The sequence below is a fragment of the Microtetraspora sp. NBRC 13810 genome (assembly GCF_030268685.1).
GTDB lineage: Bacteria > Actinomycetota > Actinomycetes > Streptosporangiales > Streptosporangiaceae > BSRQ01.
In genome coordinates, this window is sequence record NZ_BSRQ01000002.1 from 600,009 (window position 1) to 621,917 (window position 21,909).

Genomic DNA, 21,909 nt, shown 5'->3' on the forward strand with positions numbered 1-21,909 from the left:
CATCGACATGGGGAGCGGTGCGATGAGTCGAAGGCGCAGGACGTGGTGGCGGTGGCTGACGGCCATCGTCACGGGGCTGGTGGTGACCGCGGTGGCCGGTGTCGCGGTGGCCTTCCCGTCGGTCGCCGCCACGACCTGTCCCGGCTGTTACGGCATGAAACAGGTCAGGCCCGGCCTGTATCTGGAGCCCGGCCTGCCGGCGGCCCGGGAGCGGCAGGTCACCGAGGTCGTCGATGCGGCCGGCCGCCGGGTGGCGGACTTCTACGGCGGACGCCGGAGCTCTCCCGACATCCTGGCCTGCCTGACCGACACGTGCTACCAGAAGATCGGCGGCGGCCGGGAGCGCGGGATCGCCGTGCTGAACCGCGCGGTCATGCTGTCACCGAACGGCATCGACCCGGTGATCGCCGCACACGAGATGTCACATGTCGAGCTGCACGCCCGCCTCGGGTCCGGCGCGGGGCCGATGCCGCAATGGTTCGACGAAGGACTGGCCGTCGTGGTCTCCGGCGACCCGCGCTACCTGAAGCCCGAGACGGCCGGCAACCGATGCCGGGTGTCCACGCAGGAGGCGCTGCCGCGGACGCTCGACGACTGGCTGCGCACGGCGAAAGCCGACCGGGACACGTATGCCAAGGCCGCATGCCGGGTGAGCCGGTGGCTCCAGGCGAACGGCGGTTCCAGGGCCGTCCTCGAACTGATCGAGCACCTGGCCGGCGGTGGTGAGCTGCCCACTTCCCTGGCAGCCGCGTCGCGTAGTAACACGGAGATCGCCGCAGCCCTGACCATCGAGGAGGGCACCGTCAAGACCCACGTCGCCCGTATCCTCAGCAAACTCGGGCTCCGCACCCGCGTACACGCTGTCATCTACGCATACGAACACGGGCTGGCACCTCGCGGGAACAGAGCTCGAACCGGCCGCCCGGTCAGAAGCGACGGCAAGATCCCTGCGCGTCGCAGAACGCGCTTCTCCTGCACTGAACCTTGTTCGTCCCGCGATGGCGGTCCGCACGTCACGGCCTGATCGCCACGCTCGGCCTCGGCCGTCACACGCGACCTTGACCGTACAGTCGCTAGGGGCGGTACCTGCCGCGGAGCCGTACCAGCGGCTCGGCGGTCTCGTCGAGGTAGTCGACGCGTACGACACGGGCGATGAAGACGGTGTGGTCGCCGGCCGGTACCACCTGGGTGGTCTCGGCCTCCAGCGCGGCCACCCCGCCCTCCACGATGAGCGCCTCGCTCGCCTCGCCGCGGTGGTGCGGCAGCCCGGCCAGCAGGAGACGGGCGCTGGGGCGGCCGGGGGTGGCGAACCTGCTGGCGACGGCCTTCTGCCCGGCGGCGAGCACGGTCGCCGCCCAGGTGTCCCGCCTGAGCAGCACCTCGGCGAGGTAACCGGCGAGGCTCACCAGCACCAGCGGCGGGTCCAGGGAGATCGACGCGAACGTGTTGACCGTGCCCCCGATGTCGTCGCGCTCCTCCCGCACGGAGACGACGGTCACCGCGGCGGGCACCTGCCGCATCGCTTCGAGAAACATCGCTGGGGACATCCGGTGAGAAGGGCCGCCCCCCGGGAAGGGGGGCGGCGACGGGTGAAGGGTCAGAGGAGGCCGTTCTGGGTCAGCCAGTCCTTGGCCACCGCGGGCGCGTCCTCCTTGTCGATGGCGACGCGCTTCATCAGGCCGAGCAGGGTCTGGGTGTCCAGCTTGGCGGAGATGCCGTTCAGCGTGGAGGTGACCGTCTCGTTGACGCCGGCCTTGTTGACCAGGGGGACGATGTTGTCCGCGCCGAAGGCGTTCTTGGTGTCCTTGAGGGAGACCAGGTCGTTCAGCACGATCTTGGGGTCCGTGGTGAACACGTTGCCGACCTGGACGGTGCCGTCCTTGATGGCGTCGGCGGTGGCGTCACCGGTGGGCTGCCACTCCTTGAACTCCAGGCCGTAGACCTTCTTGAAGTTCTCCTCCTGGCGGGTCCTGAACTCCGGCGGGCCGCCGACCGTGAAGTCCTTGCCCACCTTCACCAGGTCCTCGATCGTGGACAGGCCGTGCTCCGTCGCGGTCGCCTTGGTGACCGTCAGCGAGTTGTTGTCCTCGGCCGGGGACGGCTCCAGCACCTCCAGGGTGGCGGGCAGCTTCTCCTTGAGGCCGGCGACGATCTCGTCCTTGGTCCGCGCCGTGCTGTCCTTGTCGATGAAGGCCAGCAGGGAGCCGATGTACTCGGGGAGGACGGTCAGCTTGCCGCTCTGCACCTGGTCGTAGAGGATCTCGCGGCTGCCGACGTTGAACGTCTCCTGCACCTTCACCCCCTTGGCCTGCAACGCCTGGGAGTACATGGACGCGAGCAGCACGTTCTCCGGGAAGTTGGCCGAGCCGACGACGACCGTCGGCCCGCCGGAACCGGTGGAGCCGGCCGGCTCTGGTGAGGCGGTGAGCGGATCCCCGCCGCCGCACGCGGTAAGGACGAGCGCCGCGGACACAGCGACCGCTACCGCGCTTATGAGACGTCTCATCATAATCCCTTCTCCATCAGGGGGTAATTCTCAACCTACCGGACCTTGAGGCGCCGGCTCACCCCCGGGGAGACCGCCACCTTCTCGATCAGCACGAAAAGGCCCTGCGTGGTCACCGCGGCGAGGGCCACCAGGGCGGCCCCGCCGATCGTGCTCGGGAAGTTCTTCGTCGCGAGGCCGTCCACGATGAACCGGCCGAGCCCGCCGAGCCCGACGAACGCCGCGACCGTCGCGGTGGCCACCACCTGGATCGCGGCCAGCCGGATGCCCAGCAGGATCACCGGCAGCGCCGACGGCACGAGAACCCGCAGCAGCACCTGCGGCCCGCGCAGCCCCATGCCGTACGCGGCGTCGCGCAGGTCGCGGTCCACGCCCCTGATGCCCTCGAAGGTGTTCACCAGGATGGGCGGCACGGCGAGCAGGGCGAGCGGGATGAGCACCGGCAGCACGGAACCCGGCCCGACGAGCAGCACGATGAGCACCAGCAGGCCCAGGGTGGGCAGGGCGCTCGCCGCGTTGGCCGAGATGACCACGGCCAGCGCGCCCCTGCCGGTGTGTCCGATCAGCAGCCCGAGCGGCACCGCGATCAGCACGGCGATCAGGACCGCCGTCACGGAGAACTGGAGGTGTTCGAGCAGCCGGTGCGGGATGCCGTAGGTGCCGGACCAGTTGGCGGGGTCGGTGAAGAACTCGATCAGCCAGTTCACCCTGACCTCCTCGCCCGTGCCCACGGGGTCAGCAGGCGCTGCGTGGTGACGAGCAGCGCGTCGGCGACCACCGCGAGCGCCACCACCAGCACGACGCCGACGACGATGGGCGTGTAGAACTGCCGCTGCCAGCCGTCGATGAACAGGTAACCGAGGCCGCCCCTGCCGATCAGCGCGCCCACGGTGACCAGGGCGATGCTGGAGGCGGTGGCCACCCGCAGCCCGCCGAGCACGACGGGCACGGCGATCGGCAGCTCCACCCTGAGCAGGCGGCGCAGCGGCGTGAAGCCCATCGCCACCGCCGACTGGCGCACGTGGTCGGGCACCGAGCGCAGCCCGTCCACCACCGCGGGGAGCAGCACGGCGACCGCGTAGAACGTGAGCGGCACGATCACGGTGGCCCGCTGGGCGAGCCCGGTGATCGGGATGAGCACGATGAAGATCGCCAGCGAGGGCAGCGAGTAGAAGACGTTCATGATGTGCACGGACGGCTGGTAGAGCCACCGCCACCGGGCGCCGGCCAGGCCGAGCGGCAGCGAGATGAGCAGTGCGATCAGCACCGGGACCAGCGCGATCACCACGTGGTCGACGATCAGCTCCTGGATCTCCGGCAGGTTCCTGCCGATCCAGTCCCAGCGGACGAGTGGCTCATCCACGTGGCTCTCCCGCCGTGCCCTGGACCGCGTCGCGCGGCTGCGCCGGGGCCGCCACGGCGGACATCGCCTCGTCCAGCGACTCGCGGGTGGCGACGCCGACCACCTTGCCGTCGTCGTCCACCGCGATCGCGCATCCGGAGGGCGACAGCAGCGCCGCGTCCAGCGCCGCCCGCAGCGAGTCCTTCCCGCGCACGTAGGTCCCGTACGGCAGCAGCCCCGCGTCCTTGGCGGGGAGGTCGCCGGCGGCGGCCCAGCCGAGCGGGCGTCCCTCCCCGTCCACGACCGCCCGCCAGGGGAAGTCGCCGGAGACGGCCTCGCCGGCCTCGCCCGGCCGGACGGTCAGGTCGGTCCGCAGCCGCAGGCCCTCGTCGCCGATGAAGGACAGCCGGCGGATGCCGCGGTCCCGGCCGAGGAAGCCGCGCACGAAGTCGTCGGCGGGGTCGGACAGCAGCGTCGCGGGGTCGGACAGCTGCGCCAGCCGCCCGCCGACCCGCAGCACCGCCACCCGGTCCCCCAGCTTGATCGCCTCGTCGATGTCGTGGGTGACGAAGACGATGGTCTTGTTCAGCTCGGACTGGAGCCGGAGCAGCTCTTCCTGGAGGCTGGACCGGACGACCGGGTCGACCGCGCTGAACGGCTCGTCCATGAGCAGCACCGGCGGGTCGGCGGCGAGCGCCCTGGCGACACCCACCCGCTGCTGCTGGCCGCCGGAGAGCTGGAAGGGATACCGGGAGGCCATCTCGGGGGCGAGTCCGACCCGTTCGAGCAGCTCCATCGCCCGGTCCCGGGCCTTCTTCTTGTTCCAGCCGAGCAGGAAGGGCACCGTCGCGATGTTGTCCACGATCGTGCGGTGCGGGAACAGCCCGGCCTGCTGGATGACGTACCCGATGCCGCGCCGCAGCGTCGGCGGGTCGATCGTGCGCACGTCCACGCCGTCGAGGAGGATGCGCCCCTCGGAGGCGTCGATCATGCGATTGATCATCCGTAGCGACGTGGTCTTCCCGCATCCGGAGGGACCGACGAACACGGTGATCTCACCCGTCGGGGCCTCCAGGTCGAGGTGGTCCACGGCGACGGTTCCGTCGGCATATCGTTTGGTGACACCGTCAAATGTGATCACGTGTGTCCTCGTGGTTATCGGCTGAGCTCGTCCGGGGGAACGGCGCAGCCGCCTTCCCGGCGCCCCCTCGCGCCCCGTACGGCGGCCTGGCCGCGGCTCTCGGGCCGCGACCGCCCATGATCTCCCTTCGGGACAGCCTACGGCGACCGCCGCGCGCCTGTCCCCCCGAATCCCCTCATGACCTACCTGATCGGTGAACGGGTCCGCAGGTGGGGGCGAGCGCTGACAGGCTGCCAGAAAGGCAAAAATGATCTTATTGATAGAACTTCACGTGTTTTCTATCAAATAGGCATCCGGTAGTGCGGCGGTCACCGGGGCTTGACATGATTGCTCCATGTCACCGGAGTGATCAACGGCGACGTGCAGCCCCACCGGTCACGGCCGACGGCGCGGGCGAGACGTCGGCCGGAGACACTTCCACCGCGCTTTCGGAACCGCTCCCCGCACCGCCTCACCCCTCAGAGGAAACGGCCCGTGACCCACTCGGTCAGCGATCAGCGCGCCCGAGCCGAGCTGATCGCCGAGCTCTACGACCGGCACGCCGCCGGGTTGTTCGCCTACTGCCTCGACCAGCTCGGCGACGCCGACTCCGCCGCCGACTCGGTGGCGGCCGTCCTCGCCGGGGTCCCGGCCGTGGAACCGCCGCGGGCCGCGCTCTACGCGCTCGCCCGCCGGGAGATCTACCGGCGCGACGTCGTGCAGGCTTCGCTGTACGTCGATCCCACCGTCGATCCGGCCAGCGCGCTGGTCGAGCGGGTGCTGCACGAGCTGCGCCCGCACCAGCGCGAGGTACTGCTGCTCGGGGTCGTGTGCGGGCTGACCGTGGACGAGCTGGCCTGGGTGCTCGACGTCGCCTCCGACACCGCCGCCGACCTCGCGGAAAGCGCCGACCACCGGTTCGCCCAGGCGCTCGGGCACGCCCTCGCCTCCACCGGCCGCGCCCCCGGCCCCGTCGCGGACGTGTACGGCGCGCTGGCCGTGGCCCCCACCAGGGACGTCCTCGCCCGCCTCCCCTGGCGCCCGCCGCCCGCGTCCCTCCGCGCCCGGCTGAACGCCGGCATCTCCCCGCGCGCCGCCGCCGCTGCCGCCCGCCTGGTCGCCCCGGTCAAGCCCCTGTGGCCCACCGCCCCGTCCTGGCCGCTCCCCGACGCCCCCGCGGACCCGGCCACCGCCACCGGCCTCCACCCCGTCCCCCCGCCTCCGGGCGGCGCGCTCCCCACCGCGTCCGCCGACCCGTTCGGCCTCCCCACCTCCTCCGCCGACCCGTTCGGCCTCCCCGGCGGGGCCGCCACCACAGGTGGGGACCCCTTCCCCGCCGACCCGCGCGCCTCCCTGCCACCGGAGCCGGGCCGTTCCCGCCACGAGGCGACCACCGAGCCGATGCCCACCCTCGACCGTGCGGCGTCCAGGTTCGCCCAGGGCCTCCCCACCCTCCGCCCCTCGACGCCCCCGGCCACCGGCTCGCTCTTCACCCCGTCCTCGCAGGCGGCCCCCCTCTTCACCCCCGCCCCGGCCGCCGAGCCCGCGCGCCCCTCCGGCCCGGCCCCCGCCCCCGAGTCGGCACGTCCTGCCACGCCGGACCTCGCCCCACGCTCGGCCCCCCTGTTCACCCCGGCGCCCACCTCCCCGTCGGCCCCCCTGTTCACCCCGGCGCCCGCCTCCCCGTCGGCCCCGCTGTTCACCCCGCCCGCCTCCCCGTCGGCCCCGCTGTTCACCCCGGCCGCCTCCCCGTCGGCCCCGTTGTTCACCCCGGCCGCCGGATCGGCGCCTCTGTTCACCCCCGCCTCGGAGCCGGCGCAGCGGGTCACTCCCCTGTCGGACACCGGCCCGCTTTTCTCGCCGTTGTCCGACACGGGACCGCTTTTCACGCCGTTGTCCGACACCGGACCGCTCTTCACGCCCTCGGCGTTGAACGACACCGGGCCGATGCCGGCGTCCAGGCCGGCGCCGTTGTCCGCGCCGCTGCCGGCCGACATCCTCGACCCGGTCGTCTTCGACCCCCTCGCCCTGCCCGGCGCCACCTCGCCGCCGCCCGAGGCCGCCGCGCCGCCGGAGGCCACCACGCCGGGGGACCTGTTCACCCCGGCGGCGAAGCGGTCGCGGGTCGCCGAGCCGGTCTACCTCATGCCGCTGCCCGCCGTACCGGCTCCGCGGGCCCCCGGCACGGAGGCGCAGGACGAGGCGCCGGAGGAGATCACGGATGTCTTCGCGGTCATCGACCTGCCTCCCGAGCCCGACCCCGAGCCCGGCGCGGCACCCGCGGCGTCCGCCTCCCCGGCGACGTCACGGCCCCGCGGCGGTGCACGGCGGAGCCGCCGCAAGCTCAAGCCGATCAAGGTGGGCGAACGCCACTACGACTGGGCATGGGAAGTGATCGGCCTGGTCGTCGCCCTGGCCATCGCCATGATCGTCTTCTTCGCGGTACCCGGCATCATCACCCCCTGAGCCCCGGCGCAGTCCGGCGGGGACAGGGAAGCCGTCTGGTGTGGATGTGGGAAGGACCGACCGGCATCATCACCCCCCGAGCCCCGATGCCGTCCGGCGGGGGTAGGCAAGCCGTCTGGTGTGGATGTGGGAAGGAGCGAGGGGTGATGTCTGTGGACGGGAACGCGGTGGCCTTGGTGACCGGGGCGGGTTCCGGGCTCGGGAGGGCGATCGCGCGGGCGCTCGCCGGGGCCGACTGGTCGCTCGTGCTGGCCGGCCGCCGCGAGGAGACCCTGCGCCGGACCGCCGCCTCCCTCCCGGGCCGGTCGTACGGCGGCGCGACACCCGACACCGGGACGGGCGCCGAGGTGGCAGGCGCGCTTGTCGTGGTCGCCGATGTGAGCAGGCCGGAGTCCGTGCGGGAGTTGTTCGGCCGGGTGGCGGAGCGGTTCGGCCGGCTCGACCTGCTGGTGAACAACGCGGGCACGTTCGGGCCGTCCCTGCCGCCGGACGAGGTGTCCTACGAGGACTGGCGGGCGACCGTCGACGTCAACCTGACCGGGTCGTTCCTGTGCGCGCAGGAGGCGTTCCGGATGATGCGCGACCAGCGACCGCAGGGCGGGCGGATCATCAACAACGGGTCACTGTCGGCGCACACCCCCCGGCCCAACAGCGTCGCCTACACGACCACGAAGCACGCGATCACCGGGCTGACGAAGTCGCTCGCGCTGGACGGCCGCCGGCACAACATCGCCTGCGGGCAGATCGACGTCGGCAACGCGGCCACCGACATGACGGCGGCGATGGCCCGCGGCGTGCCCCAGGCGAACGGCTCCACCGCCGTCGAGCCCACCATGGACCCCGGCGAGGTGGCCCGCACCGTCCTGCACATGGCGAGCCTGCCACTCGACGCCAACATCCTCTCCCTCACCATCATGGCCACCGGCATGCCGTACGTCGGCCGCGGCTAGCCGTCGGCCCGCAGGGCGCGCAGCACGGCGAGGACGTCGGTCTCGTCGTTGAAGTAGTGGAAGCCGAAGCGGACGCGGTCGCCGAGCGCGGTCGCGCGGATGCCGTGCCGGAGCAGGCGGCCGGCGAGCCGGTCGGCGTCGGCCGCGTGGAGGACGGCGATGTGCGACAGGGCGCCCCGCGACGTGCGCCGGAAGCCGAGGGCGGCGGCCTGTTCGACGAGGCTGCCCGCGAGGTCCAGGCAGTGCCGTTCGACGCGGGCCGGGTCGAGGGAGCCGATGAGCCCGAGGGCGGCGCGGGCGCCGATCCAGGACAGCCAGGCCGGGGAGGCGTCGGCCCGGCCCGCGTCGGCGGCCAGCCGCATGGGGCCGCCGAAGTAGCCGTGCGGCGGGCTGGTGGACTTCCAGCCGGGGGCCAGCGGGCGCAGCCCGGCCAGCCGGTCGGCCCTGGTGACCAGCCAGGCGGCGCCCCGGGGGCAGAGCAGCCACTTATACCCGTGCACGGCGAGATAGTCGGGCCGTACGGCGGCGGCGTCGAAGCGCAGCACGCCGAGCGACTGGGTCAGGTTCACGAACAGCCGCGCGCCTACCCGGTCGGTCGCCTCCCGGAGCGCCGCGAGGTCGAGCCGCCGCCCCTCGCGGCTGGTCACCTCGCTCACCGCGAGCAGTTCGGTGCCCTCGTCCAGCGCGTCGACGAGATCTTCCACCCTGGTCACCCCGTCGCGGGGTGGCACGGCCGTGACCTGGTGCCGGTCCAGCCACGGGAACAGGTTGCTGCGGAACTCCTCGGCCGCGACCACCACCCGCCGCCCCGGCGGGATCGACGCGGCCACGGTGGCCGCCGCCTCGGCGAGCGAGCCCATCGTGGACACCGTGCCCGGTTCCGCGCCCACCAGCCGGGCGAAGAGCACCCGCGCCTGCGCGGAGGCGTCGTCCCACGCCTGCCAGGAGAAGTCGCCGCCGGACCACGCGGAGAGGGCGTCCCGCAACGCTTCGACGACGGGGTCGGCGCCGGGCGGCGCTCCGGGGGTGTCCAGCCACACCGTCGAGCGGAGTGCGGGGAAGAGCGCGCGGAACTCCTCCGCGGTCGTCGCGGCGTTCATCTCGCGGCGTTCATCCGGCGGCGGGGACGAGCGCGACGGCCTCGACCTCGACGAGGATCTCGGGGGAGGCGAGCGCGCTGACCACGATCAGGGAGTGCGCCGGCCAGTCGCCGCCGGGGAACCACCCGGCGAACGCCTCGGCGCGCGCGGCGCGGCAGCCCGCGAGGTGGTCCGCGCCCGCCACCATGGTGAAGAGCTTGACCAGGTGCTCCGGTCCCGAACCTGCGGAGGCGAGCAGGGCGGCGAGGTTCGCGAAGATCTGCCGGGTCTGCGCGTACGCGTCGGTCCCGGCGAAGGAACCGTCGGCCAGCGTGCCGACCTGGCCGGAGACGAACAGCAGGTCCGCGCCGGCGGGCGCGGCGGCCAGGTGACTGTACTGCCCGACCGGCGCCCCGATCCCGGCCGGACTCCAGCGGCGAACCATCTTCCCCATCCCTCCCCGCGCCGGGCTCCGCACACTGCCCGGCGGCGTTTCGGCCGAGCCTACGCGCGGGGTCGATCAGCCCCCGGACCGGCCCACCCGGCGCCCTCGGATGTGTCCCGGGATGCCGGGCAGGAACACGAACGCCCGGGGGTTCTGTGCCGGTTCGTCGCGAATGGTAGAAGTGAGCGTCGAGCGGTCACACGAAGGGGCGATCATCGTGGGTGCACAGCAGGCGGGCCGTTTCGGCCTGGTCGGAAGCGGATGGCGGTCGGAGTTCTTCGTACGGCTGGCGCGGCAACTGCCCGAGCGGCTGTCCGTCTCCGGCGTGGTGACCCGGTCCGCCGAGCGGGGGGCCGAGGTGGAGGCCGCCTGGGGGGTGCCGAGCTTCCGGACCGTCGGAGAGATGCTCGCGGCGGAACGCCCCGAGTTCGTCATCGTGTCGGTGCCGTGGGAGGTCACCCCGGCGGTGACCGAGGAACTCGCCGGCCTCGGCGTGCCCGTGCTGGCCGAGACGCCGCCCGCGCCGGACGCGGAGGGGCTGCGCGAGCTGTGGGCCGCCGTCGGCGACAGCGGGCTGGTCCAGGTGGCGGAGCAGTACCTGCTCATGCCGGGGCACGCGGCGCGGCTGGCCCTGGTCCGCGAGGGCGTGATCGGCGAGGTGACCTCCGTGCAGGTCTCCTCGACGCACCTCTACCACGCCACCTCGCTCATCCGGCACCTGCTCGGCGCCGGCTTCGCGGAGGCCACGGTCTCCGCGCGATCCTTCACCGCCCCGCTGGCCGACCCGCTCAACCGGGAGGGCTGGACCGGCGACACCACCCCCAAGGACGCCGTCACCACCATCGCCACCCTGGACTTCGCCGGGAAAACCGGCCTGTACGACTTCACCGACAACCAGTGGTGGAACCCGCTGCGCGCCCGCCGCATCGTGATCCGCGGCTCGCTGGGCGAGATCGTGGACGACCGCGTCGTACGGCTGGCCGACGCGACGAGCGCGGTGGAGTCGCACCTCGTCCGGCGGCAGACCGGGATCGACCTCAACCTCGAAGGGGCCGGGCTGGACCACATCAGCTTCGAGGGGCGGGTGGTGCATCGCAACGAGTTCCGCGGGTTCTCCGACGACGACATCGCCGTCGTCGCGCTGCTGTGCCAGATGACCGCCTGGTGCCGCGGCGAGGCCCCCGCCCCCTATCCCCTCGCGGAAGCCTGCCAGGACCACCTCCTCAGCCTGGCCATCCTCGACTCCCAGGCCGCCGGCACACCCGTGACCACCGTCCGCGAGCCCTGGGCCTCCTGACCGCCGCGGTCGTCGCGAGCATGGCGGTGACCGACCCGGGTAGCTCTGTCAGTTGACCGTGCAGAGGCGCCCGGGTCGGCGCGGTGCCGTTCCGGGCGACTCGGGGAACGGTGAGGGGGCAGAGGGCGATGCGATTCCAGAACACCGACACCGCGGTCGTGTTCATCGACCCGCAGAACGACGTGCTGAGCGAAACCGGGTCAAGCTGGGCGGCCGTGGGCGCCAGCGTGACTGAGAACGGCACCGTGGAGAACATGGAGCGCATCTTCAGGGCCGCCAAGCAGCGGGGCTACCACGTCTTCATATCGCCCCACTACTTCTACCCGGCCGACGACAGCTGGATGTTCAACGGGCCGCTGGAGACCGAGGAGTTCAGGACGCGCACCTTCGCGCGGAAGGGCCCGCTGGACCTGACCGGTTTTCCCGGCTCCGGCGCGGACTGGCTGGACCGCTTCAAGCCCTACATTGAGGACGGCAGGACGATCGTCGCCGGCCCGCACAAGGTGTTCGGTCCGCAGAGCAACGATCTGGTCCTGCAACTGCGCAAGCGCGCGATTCAGAAGATCATCCTCGGCGGCATGCTGGCGAACCTGTGCGTCGAGTCCCACCTGCGCGGCTTCCTGGAGGACGGCTTCGAGGTCGCGGTCGTCAGGGACGCGACCGCCGGACCCCGGCACCCGGACTGGGGTGACGGCTACCAGGCGGCCATCGTCAACTACCGGTTCCTCGCCCATGCGGTGCCCTCGACCAAGGAGGCGGTCGATCGCATGGCCGGGTGAGCCGGGACGGCCGCCTTCTCGCCGTCACCCGGTGGTGAGGATGAGGGCGCTGGTGGGGACGCCGGTGCCGGCGGTGACGAGGGCGGTCCGGGGGGCGGGAAGCTGGTTGGCGGCGGTGCCGCGGAGCTGGCGTACGGCTTCGGTGATGCCGTTCATGCCGTGTACGTAGGCTTCGCCGAGCTGGCCGCCGTGCGGGTTGACGGGGAGGCGGCCGTCGAGCTCGATGCCGCCGTCGGCGACGAAGTCCTTGGCCTCGCCGCGCCCGCAGAAGCCGAGCTCCTCAAGCTGGACGAGGACGAACGGGGTGAAGTGGTCGTACAGAATGGCCACTTCGATATCCCCAGCCACCAACCCCGACTTTTCCCACAAAGACCGCCCAACCACCGACATTTCCGGTAAGCCGGTCATGTCGTCTCGGTAGTAGCTGGTCATCATCATCTGGCCGGCGCCGGAACCCTGCACAGCGGCGCGGACCAGCGCGGGCGGCCGGCGCAGGTCGCGGGCCCGCTCGGCGGAGGTCACCACCACGGCCACCGCGCCGTCGCTCTCCTGGCAGCAGTCGAGCAGGTGCAGCGGCTCGACGATCCACCGGGACGCCTGGTGCTCGGCGAGTCTCCGGGCCCGGCGGCGAGGCGGGCCGGCCGAACCGCAGGCCGGAGCGCTCGTTGAAGGCGCGCCGGCCCGGCGTCCTCCAGCGCGGCGAGCACCGCCTCGGCGGCGAGCCGCAGCTCCGAGCGGCCCGACCGCTTGGAGAACTCGGTGGCGCCGATGCCCGCGATGGCACTCCCGGGGGTCATCCGGCGCCCTCGGGCCCGGGCGGCCGGAAGCGGACGGTGCCGAGGGCGTGGTCGCCGAGGCTGACCCGGCCGCGCACCTCGACGGTGCACTCGCCGTCGTCCTCGGCCACCACGGTGCCGCTGAAGACGAGGGTGTCCCCCGCGTAGGCGGGGACGCCGAGCTTGACGTTGATCGCGCAGATCATCGCCTCCGGCCCGGCCCAGTCGGTGACGTAGCGCTCGACCAGTCCCATGGTGGTGAGGATGTTGAGGAAGATGTCCGCCGCCCCCTGCGCCCGCGCCCTGGCGACGTCGTGGTGGACGGGGGTGAAGTCGATCGTGGCGATCGCGGTGGAGATGATCAGCGTGGGCGTGAGCTCCAGGCGCAGCTCGGGGAGCTCCGCGCCGACCGCGGTCACGCCTTCGGAAAGCGTCCTCATCATGACTCCCGGGGCGCCCACATCGGCCGGACCGGGCCGTCGTCCGCCCGGCGAAACGTCACACGTAACGGCATGCCGATCCACACGTCGTCAGGTCGGCAGTCCACCACGTTGCCCACGATCCGTACCCCTTCCGGCAGTTCCACCACGGCGACCGCGAACGGCGTCTCACGTCCCGGTACCGGCGGGTGGTGGTGCACCACGTAGCTGAACACCACCCCTTCACCGGAGGCCGCGACATGGGTGCGTTCCGTCGACCGGCACGTGGGACAGAGCGGCCCCGGCGGGTGCCGGAGCTCACCACACGAGCCGCACCGCTGGATGCGGAGCTCGCCCCTGCGGACACCTTCCCAGAAGTACTCCTCGTCCCGGCCGGCCGTCGGCGTCGGGGGATGCGCCTTGGGCCCCTCGGGCGGGGATATCCCCTCCCCCGGGCGAAACTTCAGCACCCGGAACAGCATCCGGGCCACCCATTCCTCCGATGAGTGCCACGTCACGCGCCAGGTGACGAAATATCCTTCGCCCAGTTTCGTCCGCTTCGGCCCGTTGAATCCTGTCAACTCCGTGACAGGCACCAGCCGTTCACCCAGCCGCAGGTAACGGCGGTAGGTCTGCTCGCAGTCGGGCGCTCGGCGCGGTCGGCGAGCCGATCACGAAGTGGCACTCCCCGGCGAGGATGCGCGGCAGGAAGAACTCCTTCTGCTCCGGCGTGCCGTACTGCATGAGGGTGGGGCCGACCGTCTGCACCGTGATGATCGGGTAGGGCGCCCCGGCGCGGGCGATCTCGTTGGCGAACACCTGCTGTCCGATCGGGCCGTAGCCGCCTCCGCCGTACTCCCCGGGCCAGCCGAGCCCGAGCTTCCCGTCCCGGCCGAGCCTGCGGCAGTGCTCCATGTACGCGGGGCCGAACGGGTCGCGGTCGATCTCCGCCCGGTCCTCGCCGGTCAGGCACGCCTGGAAGTACTCGCGCAGCTCGTCGCGCCGAACTGCCGGCGCGTCCTGAGGTGCTCCGTGGTGAGGCCGAGCGCCCCGGCGAGGACGCCGGAGACGGTGGCGGCGATCCCGGCGAGCGCGAGGGAGCGCAGCCCGGCCACGGCCTCCGGGCCGCCGACCCGCTCGGCGGGCGTGGCTTCCAGGGTGACGGTGGCCGCGGGTTCGCCGGTGGAGGTGTGCTCCGGCCGGGTGGTCACCGCGGCGCCGTCCACCAGGAACAGCCCTTCGCGCGCGGGCACCAGGATCCGGGACGCCTGCGCGGCGTAGGACACCATGGTCTTGCGCCCGTCGAGCAGCCACCCGCCGCCGTCCGGCCGGGCCGTGGTGCCGGGCGCGGCGGCGAGGGCGGCTCCCGGTTCGCGCAGCGCGACGGTGAGCACGGTCTCGCCCGCGGCCAGCGGGGCCAGCGCCTCCCGCTGCCGGCGCGAGCCGTACCTGGCGACGGCGAGGGCGGCGGTCAGGGCGTGCAGCGCGGGCACCGGCGCGACGCGCGCGCCGGTCTCGCGCAGCAGCACCGCCAGCTCCACCGGCCCGAGCCCGGCGCCGCCCGCCTCCACCGGCAGGCACGCCCCGAGCAGCCCGGCCCGCGCCATCGCCGCCCACATGCCCTGCGCGTACGGCCCGCCGCCGCGCTCGTGCTCCTCGATCCGGTCCTGACGGGCCTCCTTGCCGAGCACGTCGGCGGCGAGGCCCTGGAGATCCCGTTGCGTCGCGTCGAGGTCGAAATCCACCAACACTTCAACCGAGCGATTGCTTGGTACGCCGAAATGGCGAACTAGAACAGATTTCATTCATTGTCCAGAGCAGGTACGGAAGGGGCGTCGTGACATCTGGACGTAACACGAAATACGCCGTTCCGCGGTACCCGCCGGTAACCCGTCACTTAACAGGCGAATCAGATAACGTGTTCTTATGCGCATCTCGCATGTGACCGCCCCGGCGCCAGACGGCCCGCACCGGTCCACCCCCGCCCGCCCCGTCGCCGTGGACCCCGAGCCGGCCCCCGCCGCGCCCGCCGGCGCCGGGGTCCGCTCCCGCAGCCAGCACCTGCGGCGCAGGAGGATCGTGCAGGCCGCCGCCGCGCTGGCCTCGCGCGGCGGCGTCGAGGCGATGCAGATGCGCACGGTCGCCGAGCGGGCGGGCGTCGCCCTGGGCACCCTCTACCGCTACTTCCCTTCCAAGATGGACCTCGTGGTCGCGGTCGTCGGCGAGGAGATCGACCTGCTGGAGAGCAGCATCGAGCGCCGCCCGCCGAGCGCGGAGACGGCGGCGGGCCGCTCGGTGGACGTGCTGATGCGCGCCACCCGCGGCCTGATGCGCGAGCCCGAGCTGGCCGACGCGCTGATCCGCTCGCTGATCCTGGCCGACGTCGAGGCGCCGTTCGGCGAGCGGATGGCGGGGCTGCTGCTGCGCGTCTCCACGCCCGCGCCGCCGACCGAGGAGCGGCTCGCGCTGGCCGGGTCGCTGTCCGCCGTCTGGGTGCAGGAGCTGCTCGAAATGCTGCGCGGCAGGCGCACGCACGAGCAGGTCCAGCGGCGCCTGGAGATCGCCGCCGGCCGCCTCCTCGCCGACTTCGACTGACCGCCGCCCGGAAATCCCCTCGAAATCGCTTCCCCGACGTTCCGGCGATCCCGTCAAGCCAGGTAGAACGCGTTACATTCGGATCCGGGACTAGAGCGACGTTCTGGAGCGACGAGGGCGGCCACGTCGGCAGGTACGCCTGGCTGCACGCCGGCCTGGACGGCCCGGTATCGCCATGTGCGCGAGGGGCGCCCTGGCCACCGCTACGATCATCGAACGGATCCAGGCACAAGCCCTCGCTCTATGACATAGGACCTTTACACTAGACATCGGATGTATCCGGCGGGATGAGGGTGGTGGGTCTGTGGCGGTGACCGATGCGGCGATCGACAAGATCAAGCAGATGATCCTGTCGGGGGAACTCTCACCCGGCGACCGCCTCCCCAAGGAGGCCGACCTGGCCGAGCGGCTCGGCCTGTCCCGCAACTCGCTGCGCGAAGCCGTGCGCGCGCTCGCCCTGATCCACGTGCTCGACGTGCGCCAGGGCGACGGCACCTACGTCACCAGCCTGGAGCCACAGCTCCTGCTCGACGCGATGTCCTTCGTCGTCGACTTCCACCGTGACGACACCGTGCTGGAGTTCTTCCAGGTCAGGCGGATCCTGGAGCCCGCGGCGACGGCCCTCGCCGCCACCTACATGAGCGACGACGACATCGCCGACCTGCGTAAGATCCTCACCGCGCTGCCCGAGCGGCCCAGCGTGGAAGAGCTGGTCGCCAACGATCTGGAGTTCCACCAGCGCATCGCGAGCGGGGCCGGCAACACGGTGCTCTCCTCGCTCATCGAGAGCCTGTCCGGCCCGACGACGCGGGCGCGGATCTGGCGCGGGCTCACCCAGGAGGGCGCGCTGGAGAAGACCGTCGAGCAGCACGTCGCGATCTGCGACGCCATCGCCGCCCGGCAGCCCGAGGTCGCCAGGGCCTGGGCCACCGTGCACGTCGCGGGCGTCGAGGACTGGCTCCGCCGCGCACTCGCCTGACCCCGGCGATCCACGCCTGGCGGAAGCGACCGGGCACCGTGAGCGCTGACCGAAAAGGAACGCTCATGGTGCTCCCCGGGCCGCACCCCGCGTTTTGGATCGATTGAAATAGGCATTGTCCCCGATATCGATCGACCGCAATGCACAGTTATGGTCAATCCAGCCCGTGGCACCCCCACGAGCTTGGCGAGGGGAACACCGCACGGCCGGAAACCACCTGCTCCCAGGTGCGTGTCCGGTCGTGCGGCTCAGAGCGCTGCCGGAGCGCACCACCGATGTAGAGCCACCCGTCGGCGGGACGCCAGAAGTCCCGTACGGCGGCGCCGTACGGGACCCCGGGGGGTGTGGTCAGGCCGGGATCAGGCCCTCGGCGGCGAGGTCGGGCCACAGTTCGGCGGGGACCGGGTCGGCCAGCAGGCTGACGTTGCGGCCGACCTCCTCGGCCGAGCGGGTGCCGACCACGATCGAGGCGACGGCCGGGTGCCGCAACGGGAAGGCCATCGCCGCCTGCGGCAGCGTCACGCCGTGCCGCTCGCACACGGCGGCGATCCGGCGGGCCCGCTGCACGATCGGCGTGGGCGCCGGCGCGTAGTCGAAGGTGCCCCCCGGCTCGTGGGTGGCGAGCACGCCGCTGTTGAACACGCCGCCGGCCAGCACCGACACACCGCGCTCCGCGCACAAAGGCAGCAGCTCGGCCAGCGCCGACTGGTCGAGCAGCGTGTACCGCCCGGCCAGCAGTATGACGTCTACCCCGGTCTCCCTGACGAACCCGGACAGCATCCGCCACTGGTTCATGCCGACGCCGACCGCCTTGATCACGCCCTGGTCGCGCAGCTCGGCGAGGGCCGGGTACGCCTCCTCGACGGCCTGCTTCCAGTGGTCGTCCGGGTCGTGGAGCAACGCGACATCCACCGAGTCCAGGCCGAGCCGTTCCAGGCTCTCCTCCAGCGACCTGCGCACGCCGGCCGCGGAGAAGTCCCACTCCCTGCGGGTGGTCGCCGGCACGTCGAAGCCCTGGTCGTCGCGCCCGCCGCGGTCGTCGGGCACGAGCAGCCTGCCCACCTTGGTGGACAGCACGTAGGAGTCGCGGGGCCGGTCGCGCAGCGCCGCGCCGAGACGCCGCTCGGACAGGCCGAGGCCGTAGTGCGGCGCGGTGTCGTACAACCGCACGCCGGCCGCCCAGGCCGCGTCCACCGCCGCCCTGGCCTGCTCGTCGCTCACCGCGGTGAAGAGGTTGCCGATGGGCGCGGCGCCGAACCCGTAGGCCGGAAGCTCGATCACGTCATCTCCCATACCAGCCCCAGGCCGCCGGCGCCGGGATCGAAGTCGGCGTCCAGCAGCCGGTTCATCTGCCGCTGCCATGCCTGGTTGGCGGCGCTGCCGCCGAGCCTGCGCTGAAGCTCGGCGTAGTCGTCCACCTCCACCAGGTGGAACAGGTCCAGGCCGGCACGCCAGATCCGCCAGCTGTGCACGCCGTACTCCCGCATCTCGGCTTCGAGATCGGCGGGGATGACGGCGTGCTCGGCTTCATAGACCTCCTCGGCGCCGGGCCTGAGCCTGGTGTGCAGGGCGACCCGCTGCATCAGTCCTGTGCCTTTCCACCGGCGACCCGACTGATCATCAGCGCGACCAGGATGATCGCGCCGTAGACGAGCTGCTTCCACTCGCCGGGCACGCCCTGCAGGGTGAGGATGTTCTCGACGAGGCCGATCACGAGCACACCGGTGAGCGCGCCCAGGATCGTGCCCTTGCCGCCGTCCATGCTGACGCCGCCGATGACCGCCGCGGCGAACACCATGAAGATCCAGCCGTCGCCCTGGTTGGCGCTGATGCCGCCGAGCCGCCCGGTCTCCAGGAGGCCGGCCAGCGCGGCGAGGATGCCGCCGATGATGAACACGGCCCACACGACCCGCTCCACCCGGACGCCCGCCGCCCGCGCCGCGTCGGCGTTGCCGCCGATCGCGTAGAGCGCGCGGCCGTGCCGGAAGTAGCGCAGCGTCAGGATGCCCACCAGGAAGAGCACGGCGGTGATCCAGATCGCCACCGGAACGCCGATGAACGTCGCGCTGCCCAGGTAGAGGAACGACTCGGGCAGCTCGAACAGGCTGCTGCCGCCGGTGAAGCCGAGCTGGAGCCCGCGCACCACGATGAGCATGGCCAGCGTGACGACGAACGCCGAGAGCTGGAAGCGCAGGATGAGGAACCCGTTGAAGGCGCCGAGCGCGGCCCCGATCAGCAGGCAGAGCGGGATGGCGAGCACGCCGGGCACCCCGAACCCGAATCCGCCCGCGGACACCGGGATCACCAGCATGACGGCCAGCGCGGGCGCGGCGCCCACGGTCGACTCCAGCGACAGGTCGAACTTGCCGGCGATCAGGATGAGCGTCTCGGCGAGCACGACCAGGGCGAGGGCCGACTGCTGCTGGAGCACGTTGGTGAGGTTGCTCGGGGTGAGGAACACCGGGTCCACGAGCGCGCCCGCCACCAGCAGCACGATGATGACGGGGACCAGTGTGAGGTCGCGGAACCTACCGAGCCGGAACCGGCTCCCACTCGTCGTGGCCGTCGCGGTCTGCGTGGTCATTGATGATCGATACCTTCCATTACTGCCACGAGTTCCTGCACGGTCCAGCCCCGGGGCAGGTCCCTGACCACCCTGCCGTGGAACATCACCAGCACGCGGTCACAGATCCGCAGGTCCTCCGCCTCGTCGGAGACGAGTACGGCTCCCGCGCCGCGTTCGGCGGCGTCCTCCACCGCGCCCAGCAGCGACTGCTTGGCCTTCACGTCCACGCCCGCGGTCGGGTTGATCACGACGAGCACGGCCGGGTCGTCGGACAGCGCCCTGGCCATGACGACCTTCTGGGCGTTGCCTCCGGACAGGTCGCCCACCGGCTGGTCGGGGCCGGTGGTCTTGATGTCGAGATCGGCGATCATCTGGGCGCCGCGCTCCCGCCGCCTGGCCGGGGACACCGTGCCGAAGCGGCCGAGCTTGTGCGCGATCGGGAGGGTCGCGTTCTCCGCGATCGACAGCATCGAGACGAAGCCCTCGTGGTGCCGGTCCTGGGGGACGAAGCCGAGGCCGGCGCGCAGGGCCGAGGGCACGTCGCCCTGCCGGACCTCCTTGCCCTTGATGGCCACGGTGCCGGTGTCGGCCTTGCGCAGGCCGACCAGGCTCTCGGCCAGGCTGACCTTGCCGGAGCTGCCCGACCCGGCCAGGCCGACGATCTCGCCGGGGCGGACGGTGAGGTCGATGTCGTGGTACCGGTCGGCCAGCCCGAGCCCGCGCACGGAGAGCACCGGTGCGGTGTCCGCGCCGCCGGTCTTGCGGGCCCTCGCCTGAAAGGCGGCGGTGGCCTCGCCGGTCATCGCGGCCACCAGCTCGTCCTGCGGCAGGTCGGCGACCGTGCTGGTCACGACGTGCCGGGCGTCACGGAAGACCGTGACGCTCTGGCAGATCTCGTAGACCTCGTCGAGATGGTGGGAGATGAACATCATGGTGACGCCCTGCTCGCGCAGGGCGCGCATGCGGTCGAACAGCCGCTCGATGGCCGGGCCGTCGAGCTGGGCGGTGGGCTCGTCCAGGATGATGAACCGCGCCCCGAAGGACAGCGCCCTGGCGATCTCGACGAGCTGGCGCTGTTCCACGCCGAGGTCGCCGGCGAGCGCCTCGGCGTCCACCGCGACGCCGTACTGCTCCAGGAGCTGCCTCGCCCGGGCCCGGAGGGCGCCCCAGCGGATGGGGCCGCCCTCTGACTGCCGGTTGAGGAAGAGGTTCTCCGCGACGGTGAGCGTCGGGATGATCGTGGACTTCTGGTAGACGCACGCGACCCGCCGCCGCCAGGCGTCGCGATCCGGCAGCGGCGGGGCGGGCTCGCCGCCGAAGAGCACCTCTCCCTCGTCGGGTCGTTGCAACCCGGTCAGGATCGATACCAACGTCGACTTGCCTGCGCCGTTCCTGCCGACCAGCGCGTGGGTCTCCCCCTCGGCGATGGCGATGCCGGCCGAGTTGAGCGCGATCGTCGGGCCGAAACGCTTGGTGACGCTCCTGGCCTCGACAGCGGTCCGAGTGCTCATTTGACCTGGTTACCCCAGAGGTTGGGATCGTCCACGTTCTCCTTGGTGACCAGCGGAGCGGGGAGCTGGTCCTCCAGACCGTTGGGGAGCTGGATGATCGTGCTGTCGTGGTCGGTCGGGCCGGGCTGGAAGGTCTTGCCCTCCACGGCGGCCTTGGCGTAGAAGAGCGCCCACTTCGCGTAGAGGTCGGCGGGCTGGGAGACGGTCGCGTCGATCTCGCCGTTGCGGATCGCCTCGAACTCCTGCGGGATGCCGTCGTTGGACACCACGAACACGTGCTTCGGGTCCTCCGGCTTGACCAGCAGACCCTTGGCCTTGAGCACCTGGAGGGTCGGCGCCAGGTGGACGCCGCCCGCGTGCATGTAGATGCCCTTGATGTCGGGGTGCTGCTCAAGGCGCGTCTGGAGCATGGAGGCGGCCTTGGTGCCCTCCCACTCCGTCGGCTCCTCGAAGATCTGGATGTCGGGGAACTTCGTCGACATGCACTCGCGGAACGCCTCGGCCCGGTCCCGCCCGTTGATCGAGGACAGCGCGCCCATGAGCTCGACGACCTTGCCCTTGCCGCCCAGCTTCTCGCCGAGGAACTCGCAGGCCTTGGTGCCGTACGCCTTGTTGTCGGCGCGGACCACCATGTACACCTTGCCCTTGTCCGGGCGGGTGTCCACGGTCACCACCGGGATCTTCTTGTTCTCCAGCTGCTGGAGCGTGGAGGCGATCGCGCCGGTGTCCTGCGGGGCCATGACGATCGCCTTGGCGCCCTGGCTGGTGAGGGCCTGGGTGTTGGCGACCAGCTTGGCCACGTCGTTCTGGGAGTTGGTCGGCGGCATCAGGTCGACCCCGAGCTCCGTGGCCATCTGGGGGACGTACTTGTTGTAGGAGTTCCAGAAGTCGGAGTCGGCGCGCGGGAAGTCGATGCCGACCTTCCCGCCCGCGGCTCCGGACGCCCCGGGGGTCGTGGTGGCACTGTCGTTCGTGGTGCCGCATGCAACCAATGCCAGGGCGAGCGCGGCCACGGCCGCTGCTGGTCCGATCTTCATCTTTCGCCTCGATTCAACATATTTCAGGGGGGTGATGACGGC

The 21,909-nt window shown here is 71.9% G+C and carries 25 protein-coding genes; 7 read left to right on the top strand and 18 right to left on the bottom strand.

Annotated elements, in window-relative coordinates; genetic code table 11:
* Positions 1-82 precede the first annotated feature (82 nt).
* Positions 83-1,024 (top strand): LuxR C-terminal-related transcriptional regulator, encoded by a 942-nt coding sequence (locus tag QSK26_RS06465; RefSeq protein ID WP_285774039.1) that lies wholly within the window; start codon positions 83-85, stop codon positions 1,022-1,024.
* A gap of 49 nt (positions 1,025-1,073) precedes the next feature.
* On the opposite strand, the gene QSK26_RS06470 is transcribed toward QSK26_RS06465, so the two are convergent.
* From QSK26_RS06470 to QSK26_RS06490, 5 genes are all read right to left on the bottom strand, one after another.
* Positions 1,074-1,535, bottom strand: a complete 462-nt coding sequence (locus QSK26_RS06470; protein WP_285774040.1) for a flavin reductase family protein — start codon at positions 1,533-1,535, stop codon at positions 1,074-1,076.
* Between the two features lie 62 nt (positions 1,536-1,597).
* Positions 1,598-2,509 carry an ABC transporter substrate-binding protein gene (locus tag QSK26_RS06475; protein WP_285774041.1) on the bottom strand — a complete coding sequence of 304 codons (912 nt, stop codon included), beginning with the start codon at positions 2,507-2,509 and terminating at the stop codon, positions 1,598-1,600.
* Positions 2,510-2,541: 32 nt separating this feature from the next.
* Complete coding sequence (locus tag QSK26_RS06480; RefSeq protein ID WP_285774042.1) at positions 2,542-3,213, bottom strand: ABC transporter permease; 672 nt, start codon at positions 3,211-3,213, stop codon at positions 2,542-2,544.
* Entirely contained in the window at positions 3,210-3,869 is a 660-nt protein-coding gene (locus QSK26_RS06485; protein ID WP_285774043.1) for an ABC transporter permease, read from the bottom strand. Before QSK26_RS06485 ends, QSK26_RS06480 begins: the two co-directional genes overlap by 4 nt.
* Positions 3,862-4,989, bottom strand: a complete 1,128-nt coding sequence (locus QSK26_RS06490; RefSeq protein ID WP_285774044.1) for an ABC transporter ATP-binding protein — start codon at positions 4,987-4,989, stop codon at positions 3,862-3,864. The genes QSK26_RS06485 and QSK26_RS06490 overlap by 8 nt, the downstream gene beginning before the upstream one ends.
* A 474-nt stretch (positions 4,990-5,463) precedes the next feature.
* Here QSK26_RS06490 and QSK26_RS06495 point away from each other — a divergent pair, with 474 nt between their 5' ends.
* Both QSK26_RS06495 and QSK26_RS06500 read left to right on the top strand, forming a co-directional pair.
* Positions 5,464-7,434, top strand: a complete 1,971-nt coding sequence (locus QSK26_RS06495; protein WP_285774045.1) for an RNA polymerase sigma factor — start codon at positions 5,464-5,466, stop codon at positions 7,432-7,434.
* A 146-nt stretch (positions 7,435-7,580) separates the two neighbouring features.
* On the top strand, positions 7,581-8,384 hold the full coding sequence (locus tag QSK26_RS06500; RefSeq protein WP_285774046.1) for an SDR family oxidoreductase: 804 nt from the start codon (positions 7,581-7,583) through the stop codon (positions 8,382-8,384).
* Here the strand turns inward: QSK26_RS06500 and QSK26_RS06505 are convergent.
* Together QSK26_RS06505 and QSK26_RS06510 are read right to left on the bottom strand one after the other, a co-directional pair.
* Positions 8,381-9,484 carry an aminotransferase class V-fold PLP-dependent enzyme gene (locus QSK26_RS06505; protein ID WP_285774047.1) on the bottom strand — a complete coding sequence of 368 codons (1,104 nt, stop codon included), beginning with the start codon at positions 9,482-9,484 and terminating at the stop codon, positions 8,381-8,383. The two genes, QSK26_RS06500 and QSK26_RS06505, sit on opposite strands and share 4 nt — an antisense overlap.
* A 10-nt stretch (positions 9,485-9,494) precedes the next feature.
* The gene (locus tag QSK26_RS06510; protein ID WP_285774048.1) at positions 9,495-9,917 is read right to left on the bottom strand and encodes a RidA family protein; all 423 of its coding nucleotides are present in this window, start codon (positions 9,915-9,917) and stop codon (positions 9,495-9,497) included.
* A gap of 208 nt (positions 9,918-10,125) precedes the next feature.
* Between QSK26_RS06510 and QSK26_RS06515 the strand changes: the two genes are divergently transcribed.
* On the top strand, positions 10,126-11,205 hold the full coding sequence (locus QSK26_RS06515; RefSeq protein WP_285774049.1) for a Gfo/Idh/MocA family protein: 1,080 nt from the start codon (positions 10,126-10,128) through the stop codon (positions 11,203-11,205).
* 128 nt (positions 11,206-11,333) lie between these two features.
* The gene (locus QSK26_RS06520; protein WP_285774050.1) at positions 11,334-11,984 is read left to right on the top strand and encodes a cysteine hydrolase family protein; all 651 of its coding nucleotides are present in this window, start codon (positions 11,334-11,336) and stop codon (positions 11,982-11,984) included.
* A 24-nt stretch (positions 11,985-12,008) separates the two neighbouring features.
* Here the strand turns inward: QSK26_RS06520 and QSK26_RS06525 are convergent, their stop codons facing one another.
* The 6 genes from QSK26_RS06525 to QSK26_RS06545 all read right to left on the bottom strand — a co-directional run bounded on the left by QSK26_RS06525 (position 12,009) and on the right by QSK26_RS06545 (position 14,924).
* Entirely contained in the window at positions 12,009-12,518 is a 510-nt protein-coding gene (locus QSK26_RS06525) for a thiolase C-terminal domain-containing protein (protein WP_502888675.1), read from the bottom strand.
* On the bottom strand, positions 12,503-12,781 hold the full coding sequence (locus QSK26_RS42085) for a hypothetical protein (RefSeq protein WP_502888676.1): 279 nt from the start codon (positions 12,779-12,781) through the stop codon (positions 12,503-12,505). Before QSK26_RS42085 ends, QSK26_RS06525 begins: the two co-directional genes overlap by 16 nt.
* Entirely contained in the window at positions 12,778-13,200 is a 423-nt protein-coding gene (locus QSK26_RS06530) for a MaoC/PaaZ C-terminal domain-containing protein (protein ID WP_285774051.1), read from the bottom strand. Before QSK26_RS06530 ends, QSK26_RS42085 begins: the two co-directional genes overlap by 4 nt.
* Positions 13,200-13,697, bottom strand: coding sequence for a Zn-ribbon domain-containing OB-fold protein (locus QSK26_RS06535; RefSeq protein WP_285774052.1), 498 nt, complete (start codon positions 13,695-13,697; stop codon positions 13,200-13,202). Before QSK26_RS06535 ends, QSK26_RS06530 begins: the two co-directional genes overlap by 1 nt.
* Before the next feature lie 85 nt (positions 13,698-13,782).
* Positions 13,783-14,172: an acyl-CoA dehydrogenase family protein gene (locus QSK26_RS06540; RefSeq protein WP_502888680.1), complete on the bottom strand. Its 390-nt coding sequence runs from the start codon at positions 14,170-14,172 to the stop codon at positions 13,783-13,785.
* Positions 14,145-14,924 (bottom strand): acyl-CoA dehydrogenase family protein, encoded by a 780-nt coding sequence (locus tag QSK26_RS06545; RefSeq protein WP_285774053.1) that lies wholly within the window; start codon positions 14,922-14,924, stop codon positions 14,145-14,147. The genes QSK26_RS06540 and QSK26_RS06545 overlap by 28 nt, the downstream gene beginning before the upstream one ends.
* 181 nt (positions 14,925-15,105) lie before the next feature.
* Between QSK26_RS06545 and QSK26_RS06550 the strand changes: the two genes are divergently transcribed.
* Together QSK26_RS06550 and QSK26_RS06555 are read left to right on the top strand one after the other, a co-directional pair.
* On the top strand, positions 15,106-15,774 hold the full coding sequence (locus QSK26_RS06550) for a TetR family transcriptional regulator (RefSeq protein ID WP_285774054.1): 669 nt from the start codon (positions 15,106-15,108) through the stop codon (positions 15,772-15,774).
* A 304-nt stretch (positions 15,775-16,078) separates the two neighbouring features.
* On the top strand, positions 16,079-16,753 hold the full coding sequence (locus QSK26_RS06555) for a FadR/GntR family transcriptional regulator (RefSeq protein WP_285774055.1): 675 nt from the start codon (positions 16,079-16,081) through the stop codon (positions 16,751-16,753).
* Between the two features lie 348 nt (positions 16,754-17,101).
* On the opposite strand, the gene QSK26_RS06560 is transcribed toward QSK26_RS06555, so the two are convergent.
* Genes QSK26_RS06560 through QSK26_RS06580 form a run of 5 tightly spaced genes read right to left on the bottom strand, consistent with a single transcriptional unit; the run spans position 17,102 to position 21,867 of the window.
* Positions 17,102-18,034: an aldo/keto reductase gene (locus QSK26_RS06560; RefSeq protein WP_285774056.1), complete on the bottom strand. Its 933-nt coding sequence runs from the start codon at positions 18,032-18,034 to the stop codon at positions 17,102-17,104.
* Positions 18,031-18,336 (bottom strand): L-rhamnose mutarotase, encoded by a 306-nt coding sequence (locus tag QSK26_RS06565; RefSeq protein WP_285774057.1) that lies wholly within the window; start codon positions 18,334-18,336, stop codon positions 18,031-18,033. Before QSK26_RS06565 ends, QSK26_RS06560 begins: the two co-directional genes overlap by 4 nt.
* Positions 18,336-19,337: an ABC transporter permease gene (locus QSK26_RS06570; RefSeq protein WP_285774058.1), complete on the bottom strand. Its 1,002-nt coding sequence runs from the start codon at positions 19,335-19,337 to the stop codon at positions 18,336-18,338. The genes QSK26_RS06565 and QSK26_RS06570 overlap by 1 nt, the downstream gene beginning before the upstream one ends.
* Positions 19,334-20,830: a sugar ABC transporter ATP-binding protein gene (locus tag QSK26_RS06575; protein WP_285774059.1), complete on the bottom strand. Its 1,497-nt coding sequence runs from the start codon at positions 20,828-20,830 to the stop codon at positions 19,334-19,336. Before QSK26_RS06575 ends, QSK26_RS06570 begins: the two co-directional genes overlap by 4 nt.
* Positions 20,827-21,867, bottom strand: a complete 1,041-nt coding sequence (locus QSK26_RS06580; protein WP_285774060.1) for a sugar ABC transporter substrate-binding protein — start codon at positions 21,865-21,867, stop codon at positions 20,827-20,829. Before QSK26_RS06580 ends, QSK26_RS06575 begins: the two co-directional genes overlap by 4 nt.
* Positions 21,868-21,909 lie beyond the last annotated feature (42 nt).

Excerpts from the sequence above, each read along its gene's own strand:
- QSK26_RS06580 (WP_285774060.1), bottom strand. The coding sequence starts at position 21,867 with ATGAAGATCGGACCAGCAGCGGCCGTGGCCGCGCTCGCCCTGGCATTG.
- QSK26_RS06550 (WP_285774054.1), top strand. The coding sequence starts at position 15,106 with ATGCGCATCTCGCATGTGACCGCCCCGGCGCCAGACGGCCCGCACCGG.
- QSK26_RS06500 (WP_285774046.1), top strand. The coding sequence starts at position 7,581 with ATGTCTGTGGACGGGAACGCGGTGGCCTTGGTGACCGGGGCGGGTTCC.
- QSK26_RS06470 (WP_285774040.1), bottom strand. The coding sequence starts at position 1,535 with ATGTTTCTCGAAGCGATGCGGCAGGTGCCCGCCGCGGTGACCGTCGTC.
- QSK26_RS06530 (WP_285774051.1), bottom strand. The coding sequence starts at position 13,200 with ATGAGGACGCTTTCCGAAGGCGTGACCGCGGTCGGCGCGGAGCTCCCC.
- QSK26_RS06520 (WP_285774050.1), top strand. The coding sequence starts at position 11,334 with ATGCGATTCCAGAACACCGACACCGCGGTCGTGTTCATCGACCCGCAG.
- QSK26_RS06475 (WP_285774041.1), bottom strand. The coding sequence starts at position 2,509 with ATGATGAGACGTCTCATAAGCGCGGTAGCGGTCGCTGTGTCCGCGGCG.
- QSK26_RS06565 (WP_285774057.1), bottom strand. The coding sequence starts at position 18,336 with ATGCAGCGGGTCGCCCTGCACACCAGGCTCAGGCCCGGCGCCGAGGAG.
- QSK26_RS42085 (WP_502888676.1), bottom strand. The coding sequence starts at position 12,781 with ATGACCCCCGGGAGTGCCATCGCGGGCATCGGCGCCACCGAGTTCTCC.
- QSK26_RS06575 (WP_285774059.1), bottom strand. The coding sequence starts at position 20,830 with ATGAGCACTCGGACCGCTGTCGAGGCCAGGAGCGTCACCAAGCGTTTC.
- QSK26_RS06505 (WP_285774047.1), bottom strand. The coding sequence starts at position 9,484 with ATGAACGCCGCGACGACCGCGGAGGAGTTCCGCGCGCTCTTCCCCGCA.
- QSK26_RS06510 (WP_285774048.1), bottom strand. The coding sequence starts at position 9,917 with ATGGGGAAGATGGTTCGCCGCTGGAGTCCGGCCGGGATCGGGGCGCCG.
- QSK26_RS06570 (WP_285774058.1), bottom strand. The coding sequence starts at position 19,337 with ATGACCACGCAGACCGCGACGGCCACGACGAGTGGGAGCCGGTTCCGG.